The following is a 520-nucleotide window of genomic DNA, read 5'->3' as shown; positions in this document are numbered from 1 at the left end:
CCCCAGTGCGAAACCTGTGGCGAAGACCTGAGCAAGACGCCCTGTCAGGGGGTTGAGCGGCGCACCCGGATCGACATCATCTTTGAAAAGGTGGTCACCCACGTAGACGCCGAGATCAAGCGTGTCTTCGGCCTCGTGATAGATTTTGGGACATCCCAGTCCCCAAAATCGACTCGGCCTTTGACAACCTATTGGTGCCCCAGCCGTCCTGGTCACCAAGCACTACGCAACAACTTCGCAAGCTCGTTGCTGCTCCGTACTTGGCTCCCATATGACTGGACGCCGCGTTCGGAGGCCTACTTTGTTTTCCCTCTGGCGCAAGGCACGCCGGGAAAACAGTGCGGCCTCGCGGCTACTGGGGACTACCAGCCTTCGCTTCGCTCTCCATGGCTGGCAGCGCAAGCAGTGCCCCCCAGTGCCGGACACGAAACAAGGGGCCTTTCCCTGCCGATATGGCCGGCCCCGTGCAGTACGGCCCAGGGATCAGGGGCTATGTGATGAACCTGCTGATCGCGCAGAT

Annotated in this window: 1 protein-coding gene; it reads left to right on the top strand. The window is 60.6% G+C overall.

Annotated features, from left to right (window positions below):
- Nucleotides 1-498 (top strand): hypothetical protein (locus ACOCD2_RS26145; protein ID WP_293675719.1); only part of this gene is annotated, 498 nt, incomplete at its 5' end.
- Nucleotides 499-520: the final 22 nt, after the last annotated feature.

Origin of the sequence: Thiolapillus sp. (genome assembly GCF_048562965.1) — a bacterium.
Classification (GTDB): domain Bacteria; phylum Pseudomonadota; class Gammaproteobacteria; order Chromatiales; family Chromatiaceae; genus Thiolapillus; species Thiolapillus brandeum_A.
Note: the sequence above shows the minus strand (reverse complement) of the source record. Positions and strands in the feature narration are given on the sequence as shown.